This is a genomic window from Streptomyces murinus (genome assembly GCF_002154555.1).
GTDB lineage: Bacteria > Actinomycetota > Actinomycetes > Streptomycetales > Streptomycetaceae > Streptomyces > Streptomyces murinus.
Window position 1 is genome coordinate 1 of sequence record NZ_MUNF01000761.1, and the last position, 1502, is coordinate 1502.

Below are 1502 nucleotides of genomic sequence, written 5' to 3' on the forward strand. Positions count from 1 at the left end.
CAGTCCCCGGCGACGGCCCCGACACCCCCCAGGGCGCCGAGGCCCCCCTGCACGGCCCCGGCAGCGGCTCCACTCGCCCCGGCGGCGTCTTCACCCCGCGCACCACCCGCAACGCCATCATCAAGCGGGCCAAGTCCTGGGTGACCGCGAAGGTGCCGTACAGCATGGGCCGCTACTGGACCGACGGCTACCGGCAGGACTGCTCGGGCTATGTCTCCATGGCCTGGGGGCTGAACAGCAACCAGTGGACGGGCAGCCTCGCCCAGTACGGCGTGAAGATCAAGAAGTCCCAGCTCCAGCCCGGCGACATGCTGCTCTTCCACAACACCGCCAACCCCCAGAACGGCTCGCACGTGGTGATCTTCGGCGGCTGGACGGACTCCGCGCACACCCACTACAAGGTCTACGAGCAGACACCCCCGCACACCCGCAGCCAGACCACGCCCTACCCCTACTGGAGCAACGCCGGGAAGTACGTCCCCTACCGCTACAAGGGCCTGGCCACCGGCAGCGCGGGCGCCGAGGCGACCGGCGGCAAGACCTCCCCGGAGTTCCCCGGCGCGGACTCCTTCGGGCTGGGCGCGGTCAACGCGTACGTCACCGAACTGGGCCGGATGCTGATGGCCCGGGGCGCGGCGCCGTACTACCCGAAGGGTCCGGGCCCGGCCTGGAGCGAGGCGGACCGGCGGGCCACCGAGGCGTTCCAGCGGGCCCAGGGCTGGGACGACGAGGAGGCCGACGGGCTGCCGGGACCGCGCACCTGGGATCTGCTCACCTCCGGCCGGGGCAGGGACATCGCCCCGGACGCGACGGAGCCCGCCTCGCACGGAGTCTCCGGCTACCCCGGCAAGGGCTACTTCCGCCCGGGACAGAGCAACGACTACGTCACCCGGCTCGGCGTCCAGCTGACCCGTAAGGGGTTCGGCCGGTTCTACGGCGACGGTCCGGGGCCGCGCTGGGGCGAGGCGGACCGGCAGGCGGTGGCGGCCTTCCAGCGCGGCCAGGGCTGGCGGGGCGGCGCCGCCGACGGCTCGGTCGGCCCCGAGACCTGGCGCCGCCTGTTCCTCTGACCGGCCCCGACCGCCGTACCCCACCCATCAGTTCACGTTCATGACGCATCTGGCGCGGAGGCTGGAGGCACGCATGAGTACGACCACCCACACACCGTCCGAGTCCGAGGGGCGACCCCACCCGGCCACGGCCACCGGCACCCGCCCGGCCCGGCTGATCCGCAACGAGTCCACCACCGAGATCCCGGTCCATCTGCTCTTCCGCGACGACCCCGGGGGGCACGACCGTCCCGCGGCGGACGATCCCGTACGGGTGCCCCCCAAGCCCGCCGTGGTGGGCCGCCGGCAGGGCACCGGTGAACTGCCGCGCGCGAGCCGCCCGGCATCGCAGCCACGGCGCCCGCTGCCCCGGATCGACCCGGAGCTGACGGAACGGGAGGCGCGGGTGCTGCCCGGGGCGGCCGGGGTGCTCGCCGGGGCCTGCGGGGTCAC

The 1502-nt window shown here is 74.0% G+C and carries 1 protein-coding gene and 1 pseudogene; both read left to right on the plus strand.

Going from position 1 to position 1502, the window contains the following annotated elements; all coding sequences use genetic code 11:
- On the plus strand, positions 1–1070 hold a 1070-nt coding region (locus CCN72_RS34500; RefSeq protein ID WP_107430245.1), incomplete at its 5' end, for a peptidoglycan-binding protein.
- A gap of 73 nt (positions 1071–1143) precedes the next feature.
- Positions 1144–1502, plus strand: a pseudogene (locus CCN72_RS34505) (SPFH domain-containing protein); the annotation flags it as partial.